The sequence below is a fragment of the Rahnella ecdela genome (assembly GCF_019049625.1).
In the GTDB taxonomy this organism is placed as follows: domain Bacteria; phylum Pseudomonadota; class Gammaproteobacteria; order Enterobacterales; family Enterobacteriaceae; genus Rahnella; species Rahnella ecdela.
In genome coordinates, this window is the sequence record NZ_JAFMOY010000116.1 from 76,339 (window position 1) to 102,022 (window position 25,684).

Below are 25,684 nucleotides of genomic sequence, written 5' to 3' on the forward strand. Positions count from 1 at the left end.
GTGTGGAAGGGGAAATGGCAGGTTACGCGAGATGTATCGAAAAATGGTACCAATAAAAAGGGCCGGAGGGTGAGTCCGGCCGAAGAATTTCAAGACAGAGAATAATAATGAGGTGGTAAAGCGCTTCTTATTAGAACCGATTTTTAGAACTGATAGACCAGACCAACGGCAGTGATGTCGTCGTTGTTCAGAGCCAGTTTATTATCGTCGGACAGTTGGTTGATTTTATAATCAACATATGCAGACATGTTTTTGTTGAAATAATAGGTTGCTGCTACGTCAACATATTTAACCAGGTCAGTATCGCCGATATTTTCAATATCTTTTGCTTTAGTCTGGACATAACCCAGTGAAGGGCGCAGGCCATTTTCAAACTGATATTGTGCAACTGCTTCGAAGGTTTGGGTTTTATTTGCAAAACCGCTGCCCGCCGGTGCGCCTGCAATTCCGCCAGGAACGGTAATGGCCAGCATATTACGCGTTTCAGCATACATGGCGGCTAAATAAACGCCGTTTGCGTCATATTTCATGCCGCCAGTCCATGCGTCAGCTTTATCGCCTTTGCCGTAAGTGGAATTACTCTGAGCCGTGGTGCGGTCAGATGACGCATACGCGCCGCCGAAGCTCACGCCGGTATCACCCAAAGCGTAAGTGGTAGACAGTGAATAACCGTCGCCGTTGGCCGTGCTGCTGCCGCGGCCGTCGTTTTCGTTTTTGCCCTGATACTGAACGGCAACGTTCAGACCATCAACCAGGCCGAAGAAACCGCGGTTACGGTAGGTGGCCACACCGTTTGCGCGACCCGTCATGAAGCGGTCAGCTTTGGTGTAACCGTCGCCGCCGAATTCTGGGAACATATCGGTCCAGGCTTCAACGTCGTACAGTGCGCCGTAGTTACGGCCATAGTCGAATGAACCGTATTGGCCGAACTTCAGACCGGCAAAGCCCAGACGGGTTTTGGTGCCGGTGGTGCTTGGCGTTTTGCTGTCAGATTCAGCATGGTTAGCCATGACGTTATATTCCCACTGGCCGTAGCCGGTGATCAGGTCATTAATTTGGGTCTGGCCTTTAAAACCGAAACGCACATAACTCTGGTCGCCATCATTGCTGGCAGAGTCAGAGAAATAATGCAGACCTTTTACTTTCCCGTACAGGTCCAGTTTATTGCCGTCTTTATTATAAACTTCCGCTGCGTGTGCGCCTGATGCAATCAATAAACCAGGAATTAAAAGTGCCAGAATATTACGTTTCATGAATTTTTACCCTGCATTCTTTATTAAAAGCTTTTCAATAAAGCTTTATATGAAGTCTTTTGAAAAGACGCTGTTCATCATTTTTGCTGTGCATTCCGTATGGACTCGGATTTTTCTCAGCGAGAGTTTTTTACCGTATATTTGTGATCAATTTATGACAGTCAGAAATGAACTTTTTCTTTTTTTACACGTCCTCCTTTTTTTCTGCATAAATTTAAACCACAGGAAATGCCCTTAACCACGATTTCGGGCTGCGCCAGAAGCCGGTCTGTGGGACAATAGACGGGACATTCCTGTCTCACTTACAACAAAAAAAGAGATGCATGGCGCTTTCCCCCGCAGTAAAAAATCAGATAAGCCAGTGGTACAAAGCCCTGCAACAGCAAATCCCGGATTTCATTTCCCGCGCTCCGCAACGTCAGATGATTGCAGAGGTGGCGAAAGCATTCTCGGGAGATTCTGCACGGCATCTGGCCATCGAAGCGCCCACCGGCGTCGGGAAAACGCTGTCCTATCTCATTCCCGGCATTGCGGTCAGCCGCGAGGAAGAAAAACCACTCATCGTCAGCACGGCGAACGTGGCGTTACAGGATCAGATTTTCAGCAAAGATTTACCGCTGCTGAAAAAAATCATTCCTGACCTGAAATTTACCGGCGCTTTTGGTCGCGGGCGTTATGTGTGTCCGCGAAATCTGGCGGCGATGAGCAATGAAAATGCGCAGGGCGATCTGGGATTATTTCTCGGTGACGAACTGGCGCCTTCCAGCGGCGAAGAACAGAAACTGTGTAAAACGCTGGAAACCGCGCTGTCACGCTACGAGTGGGACGGTTTACGCGATCACTATCAGAAAACCATCGACGATCCGCTGTGGATGAAAATCAGCACAGACAAAGCCAATTGCCTGAGCCGTAACTGCCATTATTTTCGCGAATGCCCGTATTTCGTGGCGCGAAAAGAGATTGAAAGTGCTGATGTGGTGGTCACCAACCACGCGCTGGTGATGGCGGCGCTGGAATCAGAATCCGTGTTGCCGCCTGCGAAAGATTTGCTGCTGGTGCTCGACGAAGGACATCATCTGCCGGAAGTGGCGCGCGACGCGCTGGAAGTCGATGCTGAAATCACCGCGATGTGGAACAACCTGCAACTCGACAATTTTGTGCGTCAGATTGAGCAATGTCTGGCGCTGTTTACACCCAAAAATCCGCCGCCGCTGACCAACGCCGAGCGTCTGCATAATCACTGTGCAGAAATGCGCGAGTTGCTGCTTTCGATTGAACAAACCGTTGGCCAGTATTTACCCCCTGATGAACCGGAAGCTGAATACCGTTTCGAGCTGGGGTTATTGCCGCCGGAACTGACAGAACAGTGCAGCCGCCTGTTCAAACTCACCGATGGTCTGCGCAGTCTGGCGGAATACATGGTGAATGATCTCAGCGAAAAGACCGGCAAACACGACATTATGCGTCTGCACCGGGCGATTTTGCATATGAGCCGGATGCAGGGTTATCTCGAAACCATGAGCAAACTGTGGCGGCTGGCGGCGCTGGATAAAGCCTCCAACGCGCCGATTGGCAAATGGGTGACGCGCACTTATTTCGATAATCAGACGCATCTGGTGTTCCATTGCGCGGGGATCCGCGTGAGCGAACAGCTGGAAAAAATGCTGTGGCGCAAAGTGCCGCATGTGGTGATTACGTCTGCGACGCTGCGCTCGCTGAACAGTTTTTCCCGTTTGCAGGAAATGACCGGCCTGACGGAAAAAGCCGGTGACCTTTTCGTTAGCCTGGATTCGCCGTTCAGTCATGTTACGCAGGGGAAACTGGTGATCCCGCAAATGACGCTTGAGCCGCTGATGGCCAACGAAGCTGCGCATTTGCAGGAAATGGCCGATTTCTTCCGCGCCGAGCTGGCAAAAGGGCAGCACACCGGCCAGCTGGTGCTGTTCGCCAGTAACCGCGCATTGCAGCAGTTTGTCTCTTTGCTGCCGGATTTACGCCTGATGCTGCTGGTGCAGGGCGATCAGCCCCGTTACCGGTTGGTCGAGGAACACCGCAAGCGCGTTGCCGCAGGCACCACCAGCGTGCTGATTGGCCTGCAATCATTTGCCGAAGGGCTAGATCTGAAAGGTGAATTACTGACGCAGGTGCATATCCATAAAATTGCTTTCCCGCCGATCGACAGTCCGGTGATCCTCACCGAAGGCGAGTGGCTGAAAACGCTGAAACGCTATCCGTTTGAAGTGCAAAGTTTACCGAGCGCGTCATTCAATCTGATCCAGCAGGTCGGGCGTCTGATCCGCAGTCATGAATGTACAGGCGAAATCGTCATTTATGACAAGCGGCTGCTGACCAAAAGTTACGGTTCACGCCTGCTCGCGGCATTACCGGTGTTTCCAATTGAACATCGCGAAATGCCTGCGCCCGGTTCGGTGAAACGCCCGGATATCCTGAAAACGGCAAAGAAAGATCCGGTACGCCGTCGCGCCCGCAGACGATAATTATTCCTGAAGAAAAGTCATTACACAGAGAAGGTCACGCTACGATGGATTACACCAAACTCATCAAAGAAGTGGGACGTGGAAAAAATCACGCCCGTGATTTGGACCGTGAGCAGTCGCTTGCGTTATACCGCGATATTCTGGCCGGCGAAGTGCCGGATTTACAGCTGGGTGCGCTGCTGATTGCGTTTCGTATTAAAGGCGAAGCGGAAGAAGAGATGCTCGGCTTTTATGCCGCGATGGAAGAACGCGTTATGCGTTTGAAGGCACCGGAAAATCGTCCGCTGCCGGTGGTGATCCCCACCTATAACGGCGCGCGCAAACAGGCGAATCTCACGCCGTTGCTGGCGATCCTGCTTAGCCGTCTTGGTTTGCCGGTCGTGGTGCATGGCGTTGACGAAGATCCGACCCGTATCACCAGCGCGGAGATTTTCCGCGCATTAGGCATCGAAGCGGCTCAAAACCCGCAACAGGCACAGCAGTTGCTGGATGCCGGAAACGGTCCGGTCTTTGTGCCCATTTCGGTGATGTGCGCACCGATAGAAAAACAACTGGGGCTGCGCTGGCAGATGGGCGTGCGTAACAGCAGCCACACGCTGGCGAAGCTCATCACGCCTTTCATCGGGCAGGATGCGCTGCGTTTATCGAGCGTTTCCCATCCCGAGTATATCCAGCGCGTTTCCTCGTTCTTCCGCCAGATTGACGGTCGCGCTTTGCTGACGCAGGGAACGGAAGGAGAGGTTTACGCGAATCCGTCACGTTTCCCGCAGACGCACTTTATCGCCGCTGGCGACCTGAGCGTACTGGCAGACAAAGAAGAGATTTTTGCTGCGGACGTGCCTGCTGCCAAAGACGTCGAAACGACCGTCAACTACATTCACGAATGCCTGAAAGGTGAACGCGCTGTTCCGCAGGCCATCCTCTCGCAAATGGCGTGTTGTCTGGTCGCTGCAGAAGTTTGCAGCGATATGGCCGAAGCAAAAATGATTGTGGATCAGATTTTCTGATTTCGTTTTGCGAACGCGATCCACTCCCTCGCCTGCGAAGGGGAGGGAGCAAAACCCCCATTATCCTGTTCAAAAGTGTGGTTAAAGGCTAAAATATAAGAACTACGAAGTCTATTTACTGATTTCATTCGTTTTTTTATAAAGTTTTAGGGAGATTTAAATATGGAAACGTTGCCAGCTTGCCCGACGTGTCAGTCCGAATTCACCTGGCAGGACGGTGAAATGCTTAACTGTCCAGAATGTGGACATGTCTGGTCGATGAGCGGTGAAACAGGCGCAGAAGATGACGTGCTCAAAGTGGTCGATGCCAACGGTAATCTGCTGGCGGATGGCGATTCCGTTACCGTAATCAAAGACCTGAAAGTGAAAGGCAGTTCTTCGATGCTGAAAATTGGTACCAAAGTGAAGGGTATCCGTCTGGTCGAAGGCGATCACAACATCGACTGCAAAATTGACGGTTTTGGTCAGATGAAACTCAAATCAGAGTTCGTTAAGAAAAACTGATCTCCGCACAATCCTGCCTGACGTTCAAAAGCGGTTTTGCCATATCGACATAACCGCTTTGCGAACATACACTCAATGTAAAATCTCTTTAACATTCAGCAGAGAAGATTACATGAAACAGGCTCAGGACTACTTTAACGCCCTCAATCGCGATTACCTCAAAGTGCATCAGGACAAAGAAAATTTGTTCTGGCAAAACTACATGGGCACCGGTGATGAAAATGTCTCCGAAGCTTTCTCCGCTGCCGAAACTGCCTATAAACGTTTTATCGCTGAACCTTCCCGTCCGCAGGAAATTCGTGACGCCATCGCCGGTCTGGAAAAACACAGTGCCAGTGACGAGCGTGATGCGCTGCTCCACGGCCTGCGTGGCTGGCTGAATTTCTTCGACTGTAATGTGATTGAAGACCCAAAAGCTCAGGCGCTGATGGATGAAATCATTCAGGCCGAATCGGTGCTGTTTGGTAAGCGCAAGCAGTACCGCATGACCCACATCAACAGCAAAGGCGAGCGCGTCAATGCCTCTCTGGGCGAACTGCTGACCAACCAGGCCAACAACGAAAATGAATCCTACCGCCGCAGTTCCCAAAATGCGTTGCGTGAGCTGGAAGAGTGGCTGCTGCACAACGGTTTGCCTGAACTGATCGGCCTGCGTAACCGCTTTGCCCGTCAGCTCGGTTACCGCAACTATTTCGACTATAAAGTGAATAAAACCGAGCGTATGTCGCCGGAACAATTATTCGCTATTCTCGACCGTTTCGAAGAGCGCACCCGTGAAAGTAACACGCGCAGCCTTAATGAACTGGTGGCGCGCGAAGGTGATGCCGCCTTACTGCCGTGGAATATCCGTTTCGCCAGCGCCGGTGATGTTACCCGTCAGCTCGATCCTTACTTCCCGTTCGCTGATTCCCTGCGTCGCTGGATTGACAGTTTCAAGCGTCTGAATATCGGTTTTAACGGCGCAGAAATGCAGCTGGATTTGCTGGTGCGCGAAGGTAAATACGAGAACGGTTTTATGCACGGGCCGGTGCCTCCGTTCTTTGACAACGGCAAATGGGTGCCTGCAGTGATTAACTTTACCAGTCTGGCAAAACCGGATCAGATTGGCAGCGGCGCGACCGGCCTGAACACGTTGTTCCATGAAGGGGGACATGCGGCGCATTTCGCTAATATCCGCCAGAATGCGCCGTGCTTCTCACAGGAATTCCCGCCGACGTCGATGGCGTATGCGGAAACGCAGTCCATGTTCTGTGACAGCCTGCTCGAAGACGCCGACTGGCTGAAACGTTACGCGAAAAATCCCGAGGGTGAGCCGGTGCCGGACGAACTGATACGCGCCAGTATCGAAGCCCGCCAGCCAATGCGTTCGTTCAATGAGCGTCACATTTTGCTGGTGCCGTATTTCGAGTGGCAGCTTTATCAGTGGCCGGATGAGAAGCGCACGCCGGAAGCGATGATCGCGCTGGCGCGTGATGTCGAAACCCATATTCTTGGCGTGACCGGCAGCCCGCGTCCAACGCTGGCTATCCCGCATTTACTTTCTATGGAATCCGCCTGTTCTTATCAGGGCTATTTGCTGGCAATGATGGCCGTGGAACAGACCCGCGCCTTTTTCCTTAAACGCGATGGCTATCTGACGGATAATCCGGCTATCGGCCCGGATCTGGCGAAGCATTACTGGACGCCGGGTAACAGCGTCAGTCACGACGACACGTTGCGCAGCCTGACCGGCGAGGGGTTTAATCCGGATTATCTGGCGCAGGCGTGTAATCAGACGATTGATTCTGCATGGCAGGATGCGCAGCAGACCATTGAACTGGCATCAAAACGTGAGCAGCCCGAAGCCGATTTCGACCTGAATGTGCATATCCGTGTAGTAGATGGCGCTCTGATTCTGGCAGACAGCGCCGACGGTGATGACGCGATGTGTCAGGATTTCGCGGATTTCGTTGAGCAGAATTACAACAATAAATAGCCACGTTAAAAAATAATCCCCTTAATGAAAAAGCCACCAGCGGTGTAAATCGCACGGTGGCTTTTTTAAGGTGGGGACTGAACTCAGCGGGCGTCGGGACGCACCAGATCAAAGCGCAGATCTTCTGAAATACCGTAGTACGCGGAAGGGCCACCGGCGCGTAATACCGGCTCGGCCAGTGCCGTCTGATAAATGCCGTCAATCAGCAGATGTGGCGCGATATGCACGGCGACCACTTCGCCCAGCACCAGCCAGGTATCGATATCACTACCGGCCGCTGTTTTCAGCTGAATACACTGCGTCAGTTTGCACTCAAAATTCACCGGGCTTTCCAGTACGCGATCGGCGGCGACCCGCGTTCCCGGCTGCGCTGTCAGACCCGCAAACCCGAACTCATCTTCGCCACGTTCGAGCGACGCCGAGCTTTCGTTCATTTTCACCGCCAGCGGTCGGGTCGTCAGATTCCAGACAAATTCACCGGTTTCCACAATATTCGCCACGCTGTCTTTCCAGCCGCTGCTGGCAAAACCAATGATCGGCGGGCGGTAATTGAAACAGTTAAAAAAACTGTAAGGGGCCAGATTACGCTGACCGGCGGCATTGCGGGAGGAAATCCAGCCAATCGGACGCGGGCCGACGATAGCGTTTAAAGGATCGTGCGGCAGGCCGTGGCCTTTGGCCGGTTCGTAGTAATAGCGATCATCAGTACTCATGATTTTCCTCAGCAAATAATTCATAAAGACTATGATTTGTACATTACCCGATTTAATCAGGCGTTGACGGTTTTTATGTGCCCGTTTCATTTGGCATGCATCCGGCAGGCGGCGGCGCTTTGTGGTATCTTGTGCGCCATTCATGATTATCAAACGCCCCATCGCATATTTTATGCGTCGCGCACACCTTTCGGAGAGTCACTCAGGTGGAAAAAAAGAAAGTCTTCCCTCAGGAAAAAAGCGGTCTTCATCCGCGAAATCGTCATCGCAGCCGCTATGATTTCCCGGCCCTGATTGCCAGCAGCCCGGAACTGGCACCGTTTGTTGTCGAAAATAAATGGGGCGATTTGTCCGTTGATTTCGCTAATGCACAGGCAGTAAAAGCCCTGAACCGTGCCTTGCTGCGCGATTGCTATCAGATTGAAAACTGGGATATTCCGGCAGATTATCTGTGTCCGCCAATTCCGGGACGTGCGGATTATATTCACCATCTGGCCGATTTACTGGCGGGCAGCAACAATGGCAAGATCCCGCAGGGCAAAGACATTTCCGTGCTGGATATCGGTGTGGGCGCTAACTGTATTTATCCGATTATCGGCTTGCGTGAATATGGCTGGCGTTTCACCGCCAGTGAGATTGATGCGGTTTCTATGGCTGCGGCCAAGAAAATTGTCGCGACCAATCCGCTGCTGACCAATCAGGTGCGTTTCCGTTTACAGGCCAAACCGCAGCGTATTCTCGACACCATTATCCGCCATGACGAGCGTTATGATGCGGTGCTGTGTAATCCGCCATTCCATGCTTCGGCGGCGGATGCGGCGTCGGGCAGTCAGCGTAAACGTCAGAATCTGGGTCTGGATCGTCGTGCCGGTACTGCGGAACTGAACTTTGGCGGTCAGCACAACGAATTGTGGTGTGAAGGCGGCGAAGAAGCGTTTGTGGTTCGCATGGCGGAAGAAAGTGCCGGTAAAGCACAGAACTGTTTCTGGTACACGGTGCTGGTTTCTAAAAAAACAACATTGCCGTTACTGTATGACGCGCTGAGTGAAGAGGGTGCGACAGACGTCCGCACTGTCGAAATGGTTCACGGTAACAAGATCAGCCGTTTTGTCGCCTGGACATTCCTGACGCCTTCACAGCAAAAAAGCTGGGCAATCAAGCGCTGGTCAGTCTGATCACGATGTGAATTGCCTTATTACAGCCTGTTCATCTGACGGCGAACAGGCTGAAAAAAATACTCCCGCGCCCCCCTTTCTTTTTCAGTGGAATAAATTATGCTTACTTCACTATAAGAAAGTTGATTAATTAACAGAGTAATGATTTTGCTGGTGACTTTATTTTTCACCGCATAATATTTCGACTGCCCGAGCAATCATCCTGCCACCCACCCAGGGGCCAGACTAATGTTTCGTGGTTTATTAGTGATATGACTAATAACCCGCGGGAATTAGCACGTGTTTATTTAAATTAATTGCGATTGCGCATTAATTCACGTTATCAGCCACAGGGTGTCTGTCCTATGCAATTATTTTCTCATCAGTTTAGTACGGCATGGCGTGATAAATTCGCTGCTATTCAGCAGGCAGTTCCGATGATTGCTTTCACGCCAGAAGGCGTGGTGCTTGAGGTCAACGATCTGTTTCTGAGCAGCATGGGCTACAACAGGAATGAGGTGATTGGTCAGCCTCACCGGATTTTCTGTACGCCTGAGTTTGTTGCCAGCGATGCGTATCGTTTGCACTGGGAAGGTTTGCGGCAGGGAAAGTCGGTCAGCGGAAATATTAAACGCGTACAAAAAAACGGAAACATAATCTGGCTGGAAGCGACCTATGTACCTGTCAAAAATAAACAAGGCAAAGTCACTGAAATAATTAAAATTGCCAGTGATGTCTCCGAAAGAATTAACGAATCTCACGAACACCAGGGAATTCTTCAGGCGCTGGAACGTTCAATGGCGCTGATTACCTTTACGCCCGACGGCCATGTGATTTCTGCAAACAATAACTTCCTGAAAGTCATGGGTTATTCTCTGCAACAAATTAAAGGCCATCCTCATTCGATGTTTTGTCTTCCGCAATATCGCGATTCTCATGATTACCGTAATCACTGGCAGCGTTTGCGAAACGGCGAGTTTATTCTCGGACGCTTCGAGCGTATGAACGGTCGTGGTCAGGCAATCTGGCTGGAGGCGAGTTATAACCCGGTTATCGACGACGATGGCAAAGTGGTAAAAATTGTCAAAATCGCCCAGGACATTACCAGCCAGATGGCCCAGCAACGCCAGCAGGAAAACATGATGACGCATGTGCATGAGCTTTCCCTGACAACGGATAAAACCGCGGCGAAAGGTGTGACCATCGTACAGAAAGCGGTGGAGGATATGCAGGAAGTGGAAGCGCTGGCGCGCCGTGCGTCTGAGATTATCGGTCAGCTGGGACAAACTTCAGAACGTATTGGCGAAATGGTGGACACCATTCGCAGAATTTCCTCCCAGACCAATCTGCTGGCCATTAACGCGACGATTGAAGCGGCACACGCCGGAGAACAGGGCAGGGGATTCGCCGTGGTCGCCGGAGAAGTCCGCTCGCTTGCCGATCAGTCGCGCAAAGCCGCCGTCGAAATTGATCAGCTGACGCAAAGCATCCGCGATGGCGTAATGGCGGCGATTGACGGCATGGGGAACTGCGTTAACCGCGCGGGCGGTGGCGTGGCGCTGAGCCGTAATGCGGGCGAGGTGATCAATCAGGTCAACCTGGGGATGCAGGATCTGGTACGGATGATGGCGGAGTTTTCCGTTATCACGGGGGATCAGGGGCAAACAAGGCACTAATTTCTGATGCCAGACCGGGCATCGGGCGATTTTAGCCGGTTACACTGGCTAGCTTGTCCGGGAATATTTCGGTTTATCACTGGCCGTGAGGGCTGAATTGTGAAAATTTCGGTTTCTCAAGTGCGGTGATCGCTTAACGTGTTGTGCCGAAACCGCCCAAGAGAGGGAAGTGTGTTCCCTCTCTTGGATCTCTCCCCGCCTTTTTAACAAGCGCTACCGCTCGCTGTCTATCTTTCAGATACCGCAGTGACAGGCTGGAAATCTTGCCGCTGCGCGGTGCCTTCTCTCGGGATTGCAGCCTCAGGTCTGCAACCTCTCACTCAGCAAGCTTTCTGAATCGCCTGCACCATCTTAAATTCAAAGACAGATTTTTTTATCTGGCAGATCACCTGACGGGTCCCACCGCAGGCAAGGCCTCGCTGGCACCAGCACCTGATTCATCTTTATATATCTGCACTGCCTGTCTCGGCATCACCATTCCGGCTTTCTCGAAGTGGATTTTCACCAGCCTGTCCAGCGCATACTGCACCGTCCATTGCTCCAGCGCCCGGGTACGCACCAGGACGCGGATGGTGAAGAACTGATCGCCTAATCCCACCACACCCTGGAATATCGGCTCACCGAGCAGCAGCGGTTTGATTTTTTCATCCTGCTGCAACTCTTCCACTGCCTGACGCAGCACGTCATTGGCCTTATCTACGTCTTCGTCGCGGCTGACGTTATAGCTGGCGCGGTAAACGCCGAACTCGCGCTCGTAGTTAGAGAGAGTGGTTATCGAAGAATAAGGAACGATGTGGAAAACACCGTAAATATCGCGCAGGCCTATCGAGCGGATAGTCATGCTTTCGACCGTGCCGGTGATCCCCATTACGGTAACGTATTCGCCGGTATTCATGCCGTTTTCGAACTGGATGAATATCCCGGTGATGACATCTTTCACCAGCGTTTGCGCACCGAAGCTGACTGCCAGACCCAGCGCACCGGCACCGGCGAGCAGAGGCGCGATATTCAGGCCAATTTGCGAGAGCATGATCATCACGGTGATCGTACAGATAACGATGGCGAGCACGTTGCGGAACAGCGTCAGCAACGTGCGCTCACGGGCACTGGGCCGCGCGCCGTTAGACAGTTCCTGTCCCAGACGGTGCTCAATCATGCTGGCCAGCAGTGTCCAGCCGACAATCGCAAAGCACAAGATAAACAGAATATGCCCCAGCCCGCTGATCACTTTCTCACCGGATTCGGTCAAAAACCATTTGTTGAGATTAAAGATGTGCCAGGCATCGAGCAGGAACAGAGTCACGCTGAGTACCACCAGCACACGGATGACTTTCAGACCCGCCGGAATGTACGAATTAATACGTTTTTGTAACAGCGGATAGCGGCGGTTCACGTCGTCCGGCAGGGTAATACGGCGATTGATCCAGCGGGAAAGCAGCCCGGAAATCAACGCGCCTAGCGCAATCACCACCAGACTTTTGACGGTTGCCGTCATCATAAATTGCAGGCTACCGGCAAAATCAAACTGTGACAGGAAAAACAGCACCACGAAATAACTTACCGCCAGCAGATGCCAGATATGGCCGAGTGCGCGCAGGATCACGCTGAAAAACGCCATTGAACGTTCAGCCAGCAGGTTGAATTCACGGTGGATAATGCGCCGGTTATGCAGGATTAACCCGCTGGCATAAATCGTCAGCCCCAGCATCACCACAAAATTGACCACGGCGGCGGTAGTGTAGTTGATTTGCGTTGCCACGACCGGCACGCCTACCATTAGCGCATAGCCAATCAGGCCGCTGACCCACGCCAGACGCGTATTCCAGTAACGGGCGGTCATGTCTGTCAGCGGGAACGGACGCAGGAAACTGAAGCCGGGCGCAAATATCAGCCGCAATACGGCTTTGAAGAACTCAATGACTGCAAAGGCACTGAGGAACAGCGCTTGCTGACGCGCTATCAGCGCACTTTCACCGTTCATATATTGCGTGAACAGGTTTCCGGCGGCGACGGTCAGCAGCAAAATAATCAGATCGATAGCGAATGCGCCCAGAATACTGGCGGGCAACTGATACCAGTGCGCCTGCTTCAGCCGCGCGTTATTGCCCCAGCGTCCGAGGCGGATATACAGAGGGCCAACCCCTTTGCGGATCAGATGAAACAAAGCAAACGTTATGACAACAGTGAGCAGGAAATATCCCAACGCCGCGAAAAATCTATCGGCGCGGAAGCTGTGCTGCGGGCCGGAATCTATAGTGGCTTTCAGTTTCTGCACACGCTCTTTGAACTGCGCGACGGTGTTTTGCGTGGTATCGACCAGCTCGTCGATCAGAGAGAGTTGTTCCGGTTTTGGTTCTGCTTTTTTCGCAGCCGGAGCGGGTGTCGCGGCATCGGTTTTGGCCGCTTCGCGCAGATGCGCGACCAGCTGTGCACGGGCTTTATCATCCTGAAGGATATCGGCCAGCGCGGCGTAAGAGGCTTTTTGTTGATCGGCACCGGCAGGTTGTTCTGCCGCGTGGCTGAAGGCGCTGAACAGAGCCAGCGTGATAAACAGCAAGATGGAATTTATGTGTGTCTGGATGCGGTGAGCCAACGGAGTCCTGTCGTTATGCGGCATTGTTCCTCTCTCAAAAATAGCGGTTAATCGGCTTATGGCCGCCTAAGGGTAAAGCATAAGTGACCGTATTGCAGAAAAATAGTGGCAGAAATTTGTGAGGTGATGTGCCATAGACGGGGAAGTGCTCCCTCCCCTGCGAAGGGGAGGGTTGGGGTGGGGTATTAAGGTCAAACCAAAAAGTTAAAGTGTATTTTAACTAAAGTGTAATTTAACTAATGTATTGCTTGCTATACCCCCTCCCAGCCTCCCCCTTCGCAGGGGGAGGAGCTAAGATCCAGCAGCTTCTGCCTTAAGATACGTGTTGCAGGAACTCGCGCAGACGTTCGCTCGGCGGGTTGTTCACCAGATCAGACGGTTTTCCGTCTTCTGCGATGCGACCTTTATCGATGAAGATCAGACGTGAAGCCACTTTTTCGGCAAAGCCGACTTCGTGGGTCACGATAACCATCGTCATGCCTTCTTCTGCCAGCTGTTTCATCACGGTCAGCACTTCGTGACGCAGTTCCGGATCGAGCGCAGAGGTTGGCTCATCAAACAGCATCAGTTTAGGTTTAACCGCCAGCGCACGGGCGATGGCCACACGCTGCTGCTGTCCGCCGGAAAGTTCTGACGGGTAGTGATTGGCGCGCTCGGAAAGACCGACTTTTGCCAGCAGTTCTTTGGCCAGTTTATTGGCTTCATCTTTCGATGCACCACGAACACGGATCGGGCCGAAAGCCACGTTTTCCAGCGCTGTCATGTGCGGGAACAGATAAAACTGCTGAAACACCATGCCCGCTTCCTGGCGGATCAGGCGTTCGTCAACTTTCGGGTCGTTCACTTTCAGGCCATCAACAATCAGTTCGCCGGACGTGATTTCTTCCAGCTTGTTGATACAACGCAGCAGTGTCGATTTACCGGAACCGGATGGCCCGATAATAACCACGACTTCACCCTGAGAAATGTTCAGATCGATGTCGTGGAGCACCTGGGTTTTACCAAAGTGTTTTGAGACGTTTTTGAATTCAATCATATAATTTTCAGTTTGCGTTCTAAGCGGCGCAGAACAAAGCTCAGAGCCAGCGTAATGATCAGATAGATAACAGCAACCGCGCTCCAGATTTCCATGGCGCGGAAGTTGCCGGCGATGATTTCCTGGCCCTGACGGGTCAGTTCGGCCACACCGATAACGATAAACAGTGAGGTGTCTTTGATGCTGACAATCCACTGGTTACCCAGCGGTGGCAACATGCGGCGTAACGCCAGCGGCATGATGATGTAACGCAGCGTCGCACGGCGCGAGAGACCCAGCGCCAGACCCGCTTCACGGAATCCGTTGTGAATCGACAACACCGCACCACGCGTAATTTCAGCGATATAAGCACCGGAGTTGATGATGATGGTCACCACCGCCGCGCTGAACGGGTCGATACGCAGATCGGGAACCATCATCGGCAGTGCGAAATAAATGAACATTACCTGTACGACAATAGGCGTACCGCGAATGAGCTCGATAAATACCAGTGCGACGTTGCTGCTGAACCAGCCACCAAACGCGCGGGCAAACCCCGCAATCACACCAATAATCAGACCGCCAACCAGACCGAGGACCGAAATCCACAGTGTCATTTTAGCGCCTTCGAGCAGGATAGGCAGAGCGGGCCAAATTACGCTCCAGTCAAACTGCATGGATTATCTCCTGGTAAAACAACAAACTGCGCCTGTACAGATTTGCATCCGACAGGCGCTTCTTATCAAGTGCTCTTTCTTAAAAAAGGAACGACTTAAATTAAAAACGGCTTATTTAGGTTCGGTATCAAACCATTTTTTGTAGATTGCTGCGTAAGTACCATTCTCTTTGATGGTTTTAAGTGCAGCGTTGGCTTTCTCGCGCAGGTCGCTGCCTTGCGGGAATGCGATACCGTATTGCTGGCCAGCCAGTGAATCGCCGACCGCTTTAAACTGACCTTTACCGGCAGTTTTGATGAAGTACAGGATGTTTGGCGTGTCATGCATTACCGCATCAGCACGGCCAGTGCCCAGTTCCATGTAAGCACTGTCGATGTTCGGGAACTGACGCAGGTCTTTGGTCTGCACGTTAGCTTTCATGTAATCAACGGAGCTGGTGCCGCTTTTCACTGCAACGGTTTTGCCTTTCAGGTCAGCGACGCTTTTGATGGCGTCGTTATTGCTCTTAACCATCACCATCAGGCCGCTGTTGTAGTAACCGTCAGAGAAGTCGATCGCTTTTTTGCGCTCAGGGGTGATGGTGATACCGGCCAGAGCCAGGTCAATGTTATGAGTTTGCAGGGCAGGAATGATGCCGCCGAAATCCATTGGTTTCAGTTCATAAGAGACTTTCATCTCTTTAGCGACCGCGTCCCAGAGGTCAATGTCGAAGCCGACGTACTTGTCGCCTTGTTTGAATTCAAACGGTACAAACGCAGTGTCGGTAGCTACGATCAGTTTTTTGTCTGCTGCGTGGGAGCTAACGGCAAAGGCCAGAGTCAACGCGGCCAGGGAAACTTTTAACAGTGACTTCATCAGTGAATTTCCTTTGTACATATTATGGGAACGGCATTTAGTTACGGCGCTTTGATGCAAAATTTATGCCAAAATTTATGCATATTAAAATTCAATAAGTTATCGCGCTGCTGAACCGATCAAGCGGCATTTTAATGAGCGAAAGCACTATAATGGTGCGTTCTTACATTTTGAAATGTTCTCTGATGGTGCATGGCTTCATCATTAACCAGATGTTGTATTTTAAACAATCATTAATTAACAACTGCGCTGCTCAAATGATAACTCGCTCTAACTTTATTAGAACCTGAGTAAAACCTGTGCTCAGTTTTGAAGCAGATGTTAAGAAGTGAACCGCGAAATTCAGGCCGGATGAGACTGTGATTGAACCAAAATGGTGCAACCAGTCATAAGGAAAAATGCTAGCGCAACTGGCTGTCTTTACTGCCGCGCCGGTTGTATCCGGCATGATCCTGCTGCTTTTTGTCCATCTCCGCCTGACACTTCACACAATATTGCACCCCCTGAAGTGCTTCCCGGCGTGCCTCAGGAATGGGTTCACCGCATTCCTTACAATAATGTGCGCTTTCGCCATGCCCGAGAGACTGGCGCGCACGCTCTACTGCGTCGTTGACGGTGGAATCAATCTGGTCCTGCACGGCGCCATCTTGCGCCCATCCGCTTGCCATAGTGGCCTCCTTGAAACATTAATTTACGACTAGATTTCTATTGGTTAATAATAGTCTGCTTATAGTGCTAATTCGCTATGATTGATTGTGCTAGCTAAGAGCAAATTGTTATAAAACAGGGGGTTGATAATTTTTCTTTAACACGACGAAATAACGAAATGTCATAAATTCCTAGGACAAGTCCGATAGCGTTTGTGTTATTTCGTGCCCTATGTTAAAAATTCGCGTGAATTGAATGAATGTGTTTCAGTTATCAATAACCCATGTGAATCTGTTTCTTTATTCGCGTGTTTGTAAGTGCATATTTTGCTCGCGAGCCTCGCTTCGGTCAGGTTCTCGCTTTTCTCATTCAATTCCCTCCAGCTGCCAGGCAGCGTCGACCGGCCAGACCAGGAAATGGAATTCGTCTCCGCGCATTTACTTGATCGGCTAACCAAATACATAACCACTCTATAGTGTAGTCGCTGAGTGAGTTTTATCCCGGACAGGGTATTCAGGGTATAAAAGTGGCAGATAATCAGGTAGTTGGAAGTGCGGGTCTTGTTCCTTTACAGCCCGGTCTGATTGACTCGGTGCGCAGTACGCTTTCTGAGCAGGCTGATGCCTTACATCGTCTTTCTTCACAACTCGACAGCGTTCGGTACCAGAAGGCGCTGAAGCTGATTGTGGAGTGCAAAGGCCACGTGATCCTCTCCGGAATGGGAAAGTCAGGGCATGTCGGGCGCAAAATTTCCGCGACGCTGGCCTCCACCGGAACACCCAGTTTCTTTATTCATCCTGCAGAAGCCTTTCACGGCGATCTGGGGATGATTACGCCGTATGACTTGCTGATCCTGATTTCGGCCAGCGGGGAAACCGACGAAATTCTTAAGCTTATTCCTTCATTACGCCAGTTTGGTAACCGCATTATTGCAATCACTAATCACTGTGAATCGACGCTGGCCAAACATGCTGATGCGACGCTTGAACTGATGATGGAAAGCGAAAGCTGCCCGAATAATCTGGCACCGACCACATCGACCACGCTGACGATGGCGATTGGCGACGCGCTGGCCGTGGCACTTATTCATCAGCGTAAATTCCTGCCGACAGATTTTGCCCGTTACCATCCGGGCGGCTCGCTGGGTCGCCGTTTGCTGACCCGCGTTTGTGACGTGATGCAGGTGAACGTGCCGACCATTACCGAAGATACGCCGTTCCGTCAGGTTATCTCGGCGATCACCTGCGGTTGTCAGGGCATGGTGGCAGTCAATGATGCGCAGAACCAGCTGGCTGGCATCATCACTGATGGGGATTTGCGCCGTTATATGGAAAAGAATGCACAACTCGACAGTGCGTGTGCCAGAGACATGATGACCCGCTCGCCGCTGACCTTACCGGCGGACATGATGATTACCGATGCTGAAATGCTGATGCAAAAGCACCGCGTTTCAGTATTGCTGGTGACCGATAAAGAGAAGAACGTCGCAGGGCTGGTTCGTATCTTCGACTGACGATTAAACACGATTTAACTCTTTGCGCACCGTGACCCTTATGCGAGGGAAATAAGGTTTTCACGGTACTTTTAATAAAGCACGACGATAAAAACGTGCTGTTTGTCATGATGATAATAAATGTTTATTGAAAAATTGAAGTCCGCATGGCCCGGCGAACACATTGCCCGGGTTCGTCGATCTCCTCATCTTAATATGGCCACGCTGAACCGCAATTTGGGCAAAATTGTGATCGGCCTGCCAATGGCGTTGCTGATCATCTATCTGGTGATCTTCAGCCGTCCGCGTTATCTCAGCGAATCTACGGTCGCTATCAAAAGTTCTAACGACATCAGCGGATCCAGCCTGAACGTCGGCCTGCTGCTGGGTGCCGGGAATCCGAGCACCGCTCAGGACGCCATGTATTTAAAAGAATACATCAACTCACCGGACATGCTGGCGGTGCTGGATAAGCAGCTCGATTTCCATTCCGTTTTCGGTAAAAGCGGTCTGGATTTTCTGTATCACCTGCCGAAAGATGCCAGCAGCGAGCAGTTCCTGAACTACTACCGCGACCGCATTGCCGTCACTTATGACGACAAATCCGGCATGCTGACCATCGGTACTCAGGGCTTTACCCCGGAATTCGCCGAGCTGTTCAACAAAGCGGTTCTCAAAGAATCCGAACGTTTCATCAATGAGATCACGCATAAGATTGCCCGTGACCAGCAGGCGTTTGCTGAAAATGAAATGCGTGAAGCCCGCGCCCGTCTGGACGAAAGTAAAACCCAGTTACTGGCGTATCAGAACCACAACAATATTCTCGATCCGCAGGCTCAGGCGATTGCAGCGACCACGCTGGTCAATACGCTGATGGGGCAAAAAATTCAGATGGAAGCGGAACTGCGCAATCTGCTGACCTATCTGCGTGAAGATGCGCCGCAGGTGATCAGCGCGCAAAACGCCATTACTTCTCTGGGCAAGCAGATCGATCAGGAAAAAAGCAAAATCACCGCGCCGGACGGCCATCAGCTGAACAGCATGGCGGTGGATTTCGAAAGCATTAAATCGAAAGTCGAGTTTGATACCGAACTCTACAAACTCACGCTGACATCGGTCGAGAAAACCCGTGTTGAAGCGGCACGGAAACTGAAAGTGCTTTCGGTGATCAGTTCGCCGCAGCTCCCGCAAGAAACCACGTTCCCGAATATTCCTTATATGATCGCAAGCTGGCTGCTGGTGTGCTGCCTGTTATTCGGAACGATTAAATTATTGCTGGCCGTTATCGATGACCATAAAGATTGATGTGGTTTGTACCGCTATCCCTTTTTGCCTGAAGAATCGCACACAGAGCTTGTTATGAAATTATTGAAGTCCGTTTTAATTTTGCTGGCCTGCCAGCTTACCCAGGCAAATGCCATCGGGATCAACGCCGATCCGAACATGACCGGCGCAGCACCGCTGCCGACATTTTTAACCGGACAGACGCAGCAGACCGGTTCTGATACCGGCTTTGATGATTCGCCGCCTCCTCCGGTGCCTGCGGTCATGAGCCGTATGTTCGGTGCGCAGTTATTTACCGGCAGCGCGGCGGCTGATAACGCAGCCAGCATCGGTTTTAACCCGAATTACATCGTTGGCCTGGGTGACCAGGTACAAATCCGTCTGTGGGGCGCATTCAATTTTGATGGCGCGCTGACCGTCGACCCGAAAGGCAATATCTTCCTGCCCAACGTCGGCCCGCTGAAAGTAGCCGGTGTGTCTAACAGCCAGCTGAACAGCGTGATCACCACCAAGGTGAAACAGGTTTATCAGGCTAACGTGAACGTTTACGCCTCACTGCTTCAGGCACAACCGGTCAAAGTGTTTGTCACCGGTTATGTCACCAATCCGGGCTTATACGGCGGCGTGGCATCTGACTCACTGCTTTCTTACCTGAGCAAAGCCGGTGGCGTGGACACCGAACGCGGCAGCTACGTCGACATCGTGGTGAAACACAATGACCGCGTGCGTTCGCGCATCAACTTGTATGATTTCCTGCTTAACGGCGACCTGCGTCTTTCGCAGTTCTCTGATGGCGATACCATCGTTGTCGGGCCGCGTCAGCACACGTTCAGCGTGGAAGGTGATGTCTTTAACAGCTACGACTTTGAATTCCGTGACAGCACGATCCCGGTCAGCGAAGCGCTGAGCTGGGCGCGTCCGAAACCGGGCGCGACGCACATGACCATTATCCGCCAGCAGGGCAGCATGAAACGCAGCGAATATTACCCGCTGGGTTCCGCGCCGGGCCGTTCATTGCAGGATGGCGACAAGCTGATTGTCAGCTCTGACCGTTACGCGGGCACCATCCAGGTACGTATCGAAGGCGCGCATTCCGGTGAACACGCGGTCGTACTGCCGTATGGCGCCACCATGAGCCAGCTGCTGCCGAAAATCCGCACCAACAGTATGTCGCAGATTAACTCCATCCAGCTGTACCGCCGCTCCGTGGCGCTCCGCCAGAAAGAGATGCTGGATCTGACGTTGCAAAAACTGGAAGAAGCCTCTCTGTCGGCACAATCTTCAACGCAGGAAGAAGGGCGTCTGCGCGCACAGGAAGCCCAGCTGGTCAGCCGTTTTGTGGCGAAAGCCCGTCAGGTAGTGCCGAAAGGTGAAGTGGTGCTGAGTGAAACGAATCTGAATCAGGTGATCCTCGAAGACGGCGACGTCATCAACATTCCTGAGAAGACCTCGCTGGTGATGATCCACGGCGAAGTGCTGTTCCCGAATGCGGTTAGCTGGCAGAAAGGTCTGAGCCCGGATGATTACATCGAGAAAGTCGGCGGTTACACGCAGAAAGCGGGTAACTCGAAAGTCATCCTGATCAAACAGAACGGCGAAGCGATTAACGCAGAAGACGTGAAATCGCTGCAACCTGGCGATGAGCTGATGGTGTTGCCGAAATACGAGTCGAAGAACATCGAAGTCACACGCGGTATCTCGACGATCCTGTATCAGCTGGCGGTTGCCGCGAAAGTGGTTCTGACAATTTAATGATTGGGATCTTTTCTGCGGGAATTCAGCGCATCCCGCATCTGGACGAGTTTCTGAGCCAGCCGAGCCGCAAGCTTTCTCTGCTGCGGCCGGTGCCGGAAGACATCACGAAGATTGCCGTGTGGGGTTACCGGCCAACCGGTGATAAAGCCGTCGCGCTGGCCGCAAAATCTGGCCTGCCGGTTTTACGTCTGGAGGACGGGTTTATCCGTTCTCTGGAACTGGGCGTAAGCGGTGCTGCGCCGCTTTCGATGGTGCTGGATACAGAGGGCATGTATTACGACGCCTCGAAGCCAAGCACGCTGGAGCGGCTTGTCCGGCAGCGGGAAGAGAACCAGTTACTGCATGATGCCGCGCGTCAGGCCATGCAGATGATTGTTGGCGGTGACTTGTCGAAATATAACCAGGCACCGGCGTGTACACTGACCCGTCCTGAGCAGGGCGCGGTGTTAGTGGTGGATCAGACCTTCGGTGATATGGCGGTAGTTTACGGCAATGCCGGAGCTGAACAGTTTGACGACATGCTGCGGTCAGCGATTGCTGAAAACCCACAGTCTGAGATTTGGGTAAAGATCCACCCGGACGTTTTGCACGGCAAGAAAGCGGGTTACTTGACGCAGATTGCCAAACTGGCGCAACAGGAACCGCGGATCAAACTGCTGGCGGAAAACGTCAGCCCGCAGTCTTTACTGCGTCTGGTTGAGCACGTGTATGTCGTGACGTCCAACTATGGTTTTGAGGCGCTGATTGCCGGTAAACCGGTCAGCGTTTTCGGACAGCCGTGGTATGCGGGCTGGGGATTAACGGACGATCGCCATGCGCAGTCGGAACCGCTGCGCGCGCGGCGGGGAACCGCCCGTCTGGAAGACCTGTTCAGCGCTGCCTGTTTGCGTTACAGCCGGTATATCAATCCGGTCAGCGGCAAAAGTGGCACGTTATTTGATGTGCTTAGCTGGCTTTCGATGCAACGACGTCATCACCAGCAGCGCACGGGGCACTTATGGTCGCCGGGTCTGACGCTCTGGAAGCGCAGCATTCTGGCGCCGTTCCTGCGTACCAAAAGCAACAAAGTGAATTTCAGAAAACGCTATGCCGGTGAAACTGCCTGTGTGGTGTGGGGAATCAAAGGCGAGACGCGCTGGGGGGCTCAGACAGCGCAACATCAGATCCCGCAATGGCGTATGGAAGACGGCTTTCTGCGCTCGGCAGGACTGGGTTCTGACCTGCATCCGCCGCTGTCGCTGGTACTGGATAAATCGGGCATTTATTACGATGCCACGCGCCCGAGTGACCTTGAGCAGTTGCTGAATAACAGCCAGCTGACGGCATTTCAGCAACAACGTGCCGCGGCGCTGCGCCAGAGACTGGTCGCCAGTAAAGTCAGTAAATATAACCTCGGCGCTGCGTTTACCTTGCCGGACGAAGCCGCGGGTAAAACGGTGATTCTGGTGCCGGGACAGGTGGAAGATGATGCGTCAATCCTCACGGGCACGCTGTCGCTTTGCACCAACAGTGATTTGCTGCGCACGGTGCGTGAGCGTAATCCCGACGCTTACATCATTTATAAGCCGCACCCGGATGTGCTGGTGGGCAACCGGCAGGGCAATATTCCGGCTGAAGATGTCAGCCGCTGGGCCGACAGTCAGGCGCTGGATGCTGACATTATTCAGTGCATTCAGGCTGCCGACGAGCTGCATACCCTGACCTCATTGTCAGGTTTTGAAGCCTTATTACATGGCAAAAAAGTGGCGTGTTACGGCATGCCATTTTATGCCGGATGGGGACTGACGCAGGATGAGCATAGCTGTTCACGCCGGTTGCGCAGCCTCAGTGTTGACGACGTGGTTTACCAGGCGCTGATCGCGTACCCGTCGTATATCGACCCGCAAAGTCGGGAGCCTATTTTGGCGGAGCAGGCGGTTGAACTTCTCGCTGCGACCCCAAGGGCAGAAATGCAATTCACAAGAATAAAAGCGGGCAGGATAGTCCGTTATTACAGAAAACTGCTCATGCTGATCCGGGTGACATTAAGTACCTGAGAACAGCTTCTTACTAAATGCCAAAGTCGTTGATGGAATCGGACAGAAATGGACAGTAAGGCGCTTACAACATTACTTTCTGGAAAAAAATATCTGCTGTTGCAGGGGCCGATGGGGCCTTTCTTCAGCGATTTAGCGCAGTGGCTTGAGTCTCTGGGTCGCGAAGCAGTGAACGTCGTTTTCAACGGCGGCGACAGGCTGTATTCGCGAAAGCGTGAATACCGCTTGTACCAGCAGACGCCGGAGGAGTTTCCGACCTGGCTGAAAGCCACCTGGCAGGAATACGACTTCGACACCATCGTGTGTTTCGGGGATTGTCGTCCGCTGCATCAGGCCGCTAAACGCTGGGCACAGGCTAAAGGCGTTCGCTTCCTCGCGTTTGAGGAGGGCTATCTGCGCCCGCACTACATCACGCTGGAACAGAACGGCGTAAACGCCTATTCCAGCCTGCCGCGTGATGCAGAGTTTTACCGCAGCCTGCCAAAAATGACCATGCCGGAAATCGAGCAACTCAAACCGTCAGGCGGTCAGCGCGTCCGTCACGCCATTACTTATTACCTGGCCGGATGGCGTTACCGTCATGATTTCCCGAAATATCGCCATCACAAATCCTTCTCGCCGTGGTATGAGGCGCGTTGCTGGACACGTGCTGCCTGGCGTAAAAAACTGTATGCCTTCCGCCAGCGCAATGTGTTGCAGCAGCTCCAGACCGAGCTGGATCAGCGTTATTATCTGGCGATTTTGCAGGTATATAACGACAGCCAGATCCGTAATCACAGCCCGTATAACGACGTGCGTGATTACATTAATGAGGTGATGCATTCGTTCGCCAAAAAAGGGCCATCAATGGAGTTTCTGGTGATCAAGCATCACCCGATGGACAGAGGGCACCGCCTTTACGGACCGCTTATTCGCCAGTTGGGTAAGAAATACGGCATCCATAACCGGGTGATCTACGTCCACGACCTGCCGATGCCTGAACTGCTGACCCACGCTAAAGCGGTGGTGACAATTAACAGTACCGCGGGTATTTCTGCGCTTATCCATAATAAGCCGCTGAAGGTGATGGGCAGGGCGCTGTATGACATCAAAGGCATTACCTATCAGGGGCATTTGAACCAGTTCTGGACTTCAGGATTTAAGCCGGATATGAAGCTTTTCAAACAGTTCCGTCTATACTTGCTGAAGAATACGCAGATTAATGCGGTGTATTATGGTGGTAATAAAGCGGACATCGCGACCGCTGTTGATGACCAGTATCAGCCGGTATTTATCAGCCAGAAACTGATTATGAATTACATCAAACAACAGCCTTCATAACGATTACCTTTGAGGAATATGCTCAGATGCAAAAACGTTTACCGATCGAACTCTGCGCATATTTCTCATTACCCATCCTGCTCCCTTTATTGCTTTCCGCCTGCGCTGGTGCCGTCCCTTCTATGCATTCTCATGATTGCGAATTATCCGAGGTACGCGGTAATACCTCGTTATCCCCTCACTGCGTTTATAAAGAAGCGGTCATCATCACCAGCAGTAATACGACATTAAATTGCCGGGGAGCGGTGCTGGAAGGGGATAATGAACGCCCTTTTGGCATAATGATCAACAGCAAGGGTAAGCCGTTATCCGATGTCACCATCCGCAACTGCAAAGTGCGTAACTTTACCCACAGCGGCATCCGTATCACTTCCGATATCGCAGCCAATAAACTCAGCCCGAACCATGAAGAAAATTACCGCCGGACACCAACACGGATAACCCTCGATAACGTTGAAGTCACCGGCAGCGGACGCGTGGGAATTTACTTTGACGATTACGTCACCCATTCGACGTTGAGTCATTCGATTGTGCGTGACTCGTATATGTCAGGTATTTACCTGGAACATTCATCGCGTAATAACAAAATTGTAGATAACCAGATCATCAACAACGGCCATGAGAGTTTTGGCAAGGGAAAGCGTGAAGGATTAGCGGTGGATTCGTCGGCGTACAACCTGATTGAAGGCAACCGGTTTGAATCGAACGGGGCAGGGGGCGTGTTTCTGTATAAGAACTGCGGCGAGCATTTCAGCACAGGCAAATCCGTGATCCGGTGGCAGCACAGCGACCATAACATCATCCGCAATAATACGTTTGTGAATGAGCCCGTAGGCATCTGGCTGGCATCCCGGCAGAACCGGGACTTATCAGGATTTGACTGCGGGGATAAACCGAGGGACGGTTCCGGTAAATACTTTAACGATTATGCGGATAATAATGTGGTAGAGGGGAATAGGTTTGAAGGGAAAGGAACGAGCATTTTGAATGCTGGTTATATGAACAAAATAGTGGGGGAAAACGTTCAATAATAATCCAATTTTAGTCAAAGATAATGAGCTAATTTTGAAATTAAGGGGCGATAACTCATTTCTATTTGCTAGAGACTGTAATTAAAATTGTGTAATTGCCTGTTTTTGATATGTTCACTCCAGCAACGGAGACAGGTAAATTATGGATGAAAAGAAACTTAAAGCCCTTGCGGCTGAACTGGCTAAAGGCCTTAAAAC

19 protein-coding genes are annotated in these 25,684 nt (G+C 51.9%); 12 read left to right on the forward strand and 7 right to left on the reverse strand.

Features of this window, described 5'->3' with window-relative positions; translation table 11 throughout:
• Positions 1 to 143 precede the first annotated feature (143 nt).
• Positions 144 to 1,253, reverse strand: a complete 1,110-nt coding sequence (gene ompC, locus J1784_RS06880; protein WP_217148559.1) for a porin OmpC — start codon at positions 1,251 to 1,253, stop codon at positions 144 to 146.
• Between the two features lie 323 nt (positions 1,254 to 1,576).
• Between ompC and dinG the strand changes: the two genes are divergently transcribed.
• From dinG to J1784_RS06900, 4 genes are all read left to right on the forward strand, one after another.
• A complete protein-coding gene (dinG, locus tag J1784_RS06885) occupies positions 1,577 to 3,751 on the forward strand; it encodes an ATP-dependent DNA helicase DinG (protein ID WP_217148560.1) in 2,175 nt (724 codons plus the stop codon).
• 44 nt (positions 3,752 to 3,795) lie between these two features.
• A complete protein-coding gene (gene ybiB / locus J1784_RS06890; RefSeq protein WP_217148561.1) occupies positions 3,796 to 4,758 on the forward strand; it encodes a DNA-binding protein YbiB in 963 nt (320 codons plus the stop codon).
• A 162-nt stretch (positions 4,759 to 4,920) separates the two neighbouring features.
• The gene (locus tag J1784_RS06895; RefSeq protein ID WP_217148562.1) at positions 4,921 to 5,262 is read left to right on the forward strand and encodes a zinc ribbon domain-containing protein YjdM; all 342 of its coding nucleotides are present in this window, start codon (positions 4,921 to 4,923) and stop codon (positions 5,260 to 5,262) included.
• 112 nt (positions 5,263 to 5,374) lie between these two features.
• Positions 5,375 to 7,237: a M3 family metallopeptidase gene (locus tag J1784_RS06900; RefSeq protein ID WP_217148563.1), complete on the forward strand. Its 1,863-nt coding sequence runs from the start codon at positions 5,375 to 5,377 to the stop codon at positions 7,235 to 7,237.
• Between the two features lie 83 nt (positions 7,238 to 7,320).
• Here the strand turns inward: J1784_RS06900 and J1784_RS06905 are convergent, their stop codons facing one another.
• Positions 7,321 to 7,950, reverse strand: coding sequence for a flavin reductase family protein (locus J1784_RS06905; protein ID WP_217148564.1), 630 nt, complete (start codon positions 7,948 to 7,950; stop codon positions 7,321 to 7,323).
• A 206-nt stretch (positions 7,951 to 8,156) separates the two neighbouring features.
• On the opposite strand from J1784_RS06905, the gene rlmF reads away from it, so the two are divergent.
• The gene (gene rlmF, locus J1784_RS06910; RefSeq protein WP_112287765.1) at positions 8,157 to 9,125 is read left to right on the forward strand and encodes a 23S rRNA (adenine(1618)-N(6))-methyltransferase RlmF; all 969 of its coding nucleotides are present in this window, start codon (positions 8,157 to 8,159) and stop codon (positions 9,123 to 9,125) included.
• Positions 9,126 to 9,469: 344 nt separating this feature from the next.
• Complete coding sequence (locus J1784_RS06915) at positions 9,470 to 10,780, forward strand: methyl-accepting chemotaxis protein (RefSeq protein WP_217148565.1); 1,311 nt, start codon at positions 9,470 to 9,472, stop codon at positions 10,778 to 10,780.
• 385 nt (positions 10,781 to 11,165) lie between these two features.
• Here J1784_RS06915 and ybiO read toward each other — a convergent pair whose 3' ends face one another.
• The 5 genes from ybiO to J1784_RS06940 form a co-directional block, all read right to left on the reverse strand.
• Positions 11,166 to 13,373 (reverse strand): mechanosensitive channel protein, encoded by a 2,208-nt coding sequence (gene ybiO, locus J1784_RS06920; RefSeq protein ID WP_238485421.1) that lies wholly within the window; start codon positions 13,371 to 13,373, stop codon positions 11,166 to 11,168.
• A gap of 313 nt (positions 13,374 to 13,686) precedes the next feature.
• On the reverse strand, positions 13,687 to 14,409 hold the full coding sequence (gene glnQ, locus J1784_RS06925; protein WP_095922760.1) for a glutamine ABC transporter ATP-binding protein GlnQ: 723 nt from the start codon (positions 14,407 to 14,409) through the stop codon (positions 13,687 to 13,689).
• Entirely contained in the window at positions 14,406 to 15,065 is a 660-nt protein-coding gene (glnP, locus tag J1784_RS06930; protein WP_013574682.1) for a glutamine ABC transporter permease GlnP, read from the reverse strand. The genes glnQ and glnP overlap by 4 nt, the downstream gene beginning before the upstream one ends.
• A 111-nt stretch (positions 15,066 to 15,176) precedes the next feature.
• A complete protein-coding gene (glnH, locus tag J1784_RS06935; protein ID WP_013574683.1) occupies positions 15,177 to 15,920 on the reverse strand; it encodes a glutamine ABC transporter substrate-binding protein GlnH in 744 nt (247 codons plus the stop codon).
• A 401-nt stretch (positions 15,921 to 16,321) separates the two neighbouring features.
• Complete coding sequence (locus J1784_RS06940) at positions 16,322 to 16,588, reverse strand: DksA/TraR family C4-type zinc finger protein (RefSeq protein WP_217148567.1); 267 nt, start codon at positions 16,586 to 16,588, stop codon at positions 16,322 to 16,324.
• Between the two features lie 506 nt (positions 16,589 to 17,094).
• On the opposite strand from J1784_RS06940, the gene J1784_RS06945 reads away from it, so the two are divergent.
• From J1784_RS06945 to J1784_RS06970, 6 genes are all read left to right on the forward strand, one after another.
• Positions 17,095 to 18,081 (forward strand): KpsF/GutQ family sugar-phosphate isomerase, encoded by a 987-nt coding sequence (locus J1784_RS06945; RefSeq protein ID WP_217148568.1) that lies wholly within the window; start codon positions 17,095 to 17,097, stop codon positions 18,079 to 18,081.
• 195 nt (positions 18,082 to 18,276) lie between these two features.
• The gene (locus J1784_RS06950) at positions 18,277 to 19,365 is read left to right on the forward strand and encodes a capsule biosynthesis protein (RefSeq protein ID WP_217148574.1); all 1,089 of its coding nucleotides are present in this window, start codon (positions 18,277 to 18,279) and stop codon (positions 19,363 to 19,365) included.
• Between the two features lie 54 nt (positions 19,366 to 19,419).
• Positions 19,420 to 21,096 (forward strand): polysaccharide biosynthesis/export family protein, encoded by a 1,677-nt coding sequence (locus tag J1784_RS06955; RefSeq protein WP_217148569.1) that lies wholly within the window; start codon positions 19,420 to 19,422, stop codon positions 21,094 to 21,096.
• A complete protein-coding gene (locus J1784_RS06960; protein ID WP_217148570.1) occupies positions 21,096 to 23,135 on the forward strand; it encodes a capsular polysaccharide biosynthesis protein in 2,040 nt (679 codons plus the stop codon). The genes J1784_RS06955 and J1784_RS06960 overlap by 1 nt, the downstream gene beginning before the upstream one ends.
• Before the next feature lie 48 nt (positions 23,136 to 23,183).
• Positions 23,184 to 24,455 (forward strand): capsule biosynthesis protein, encoded by a 1,272-nt coding sequence (locus J1784_RS06965; protein ID WP_217148571.1) that lies wholly within the window; start codon positions 23,184 to 23,186, stop codon positions 24,453 to 24,455.
• A gap of 26 nt (positions 24,456 to 24,481) precedes the next feature.
• Positions 24,482 to 25,486 carry a right-handed parallel beta-helix repeat-containing protein gene (locus J1784_RS06970; protein ID WP_238485422.1) on the forward strand — a complete coding sequence of 335 codons (1,005 nt, stop codon included), beginning with the start codon at positions 24,482 to 24,484 and terminating at the stop codon, positions 25,484 to 25,486.
• The last annotated feature ends 198 nt before the right edge of the window (positions 25,487 to 25,684 follow it).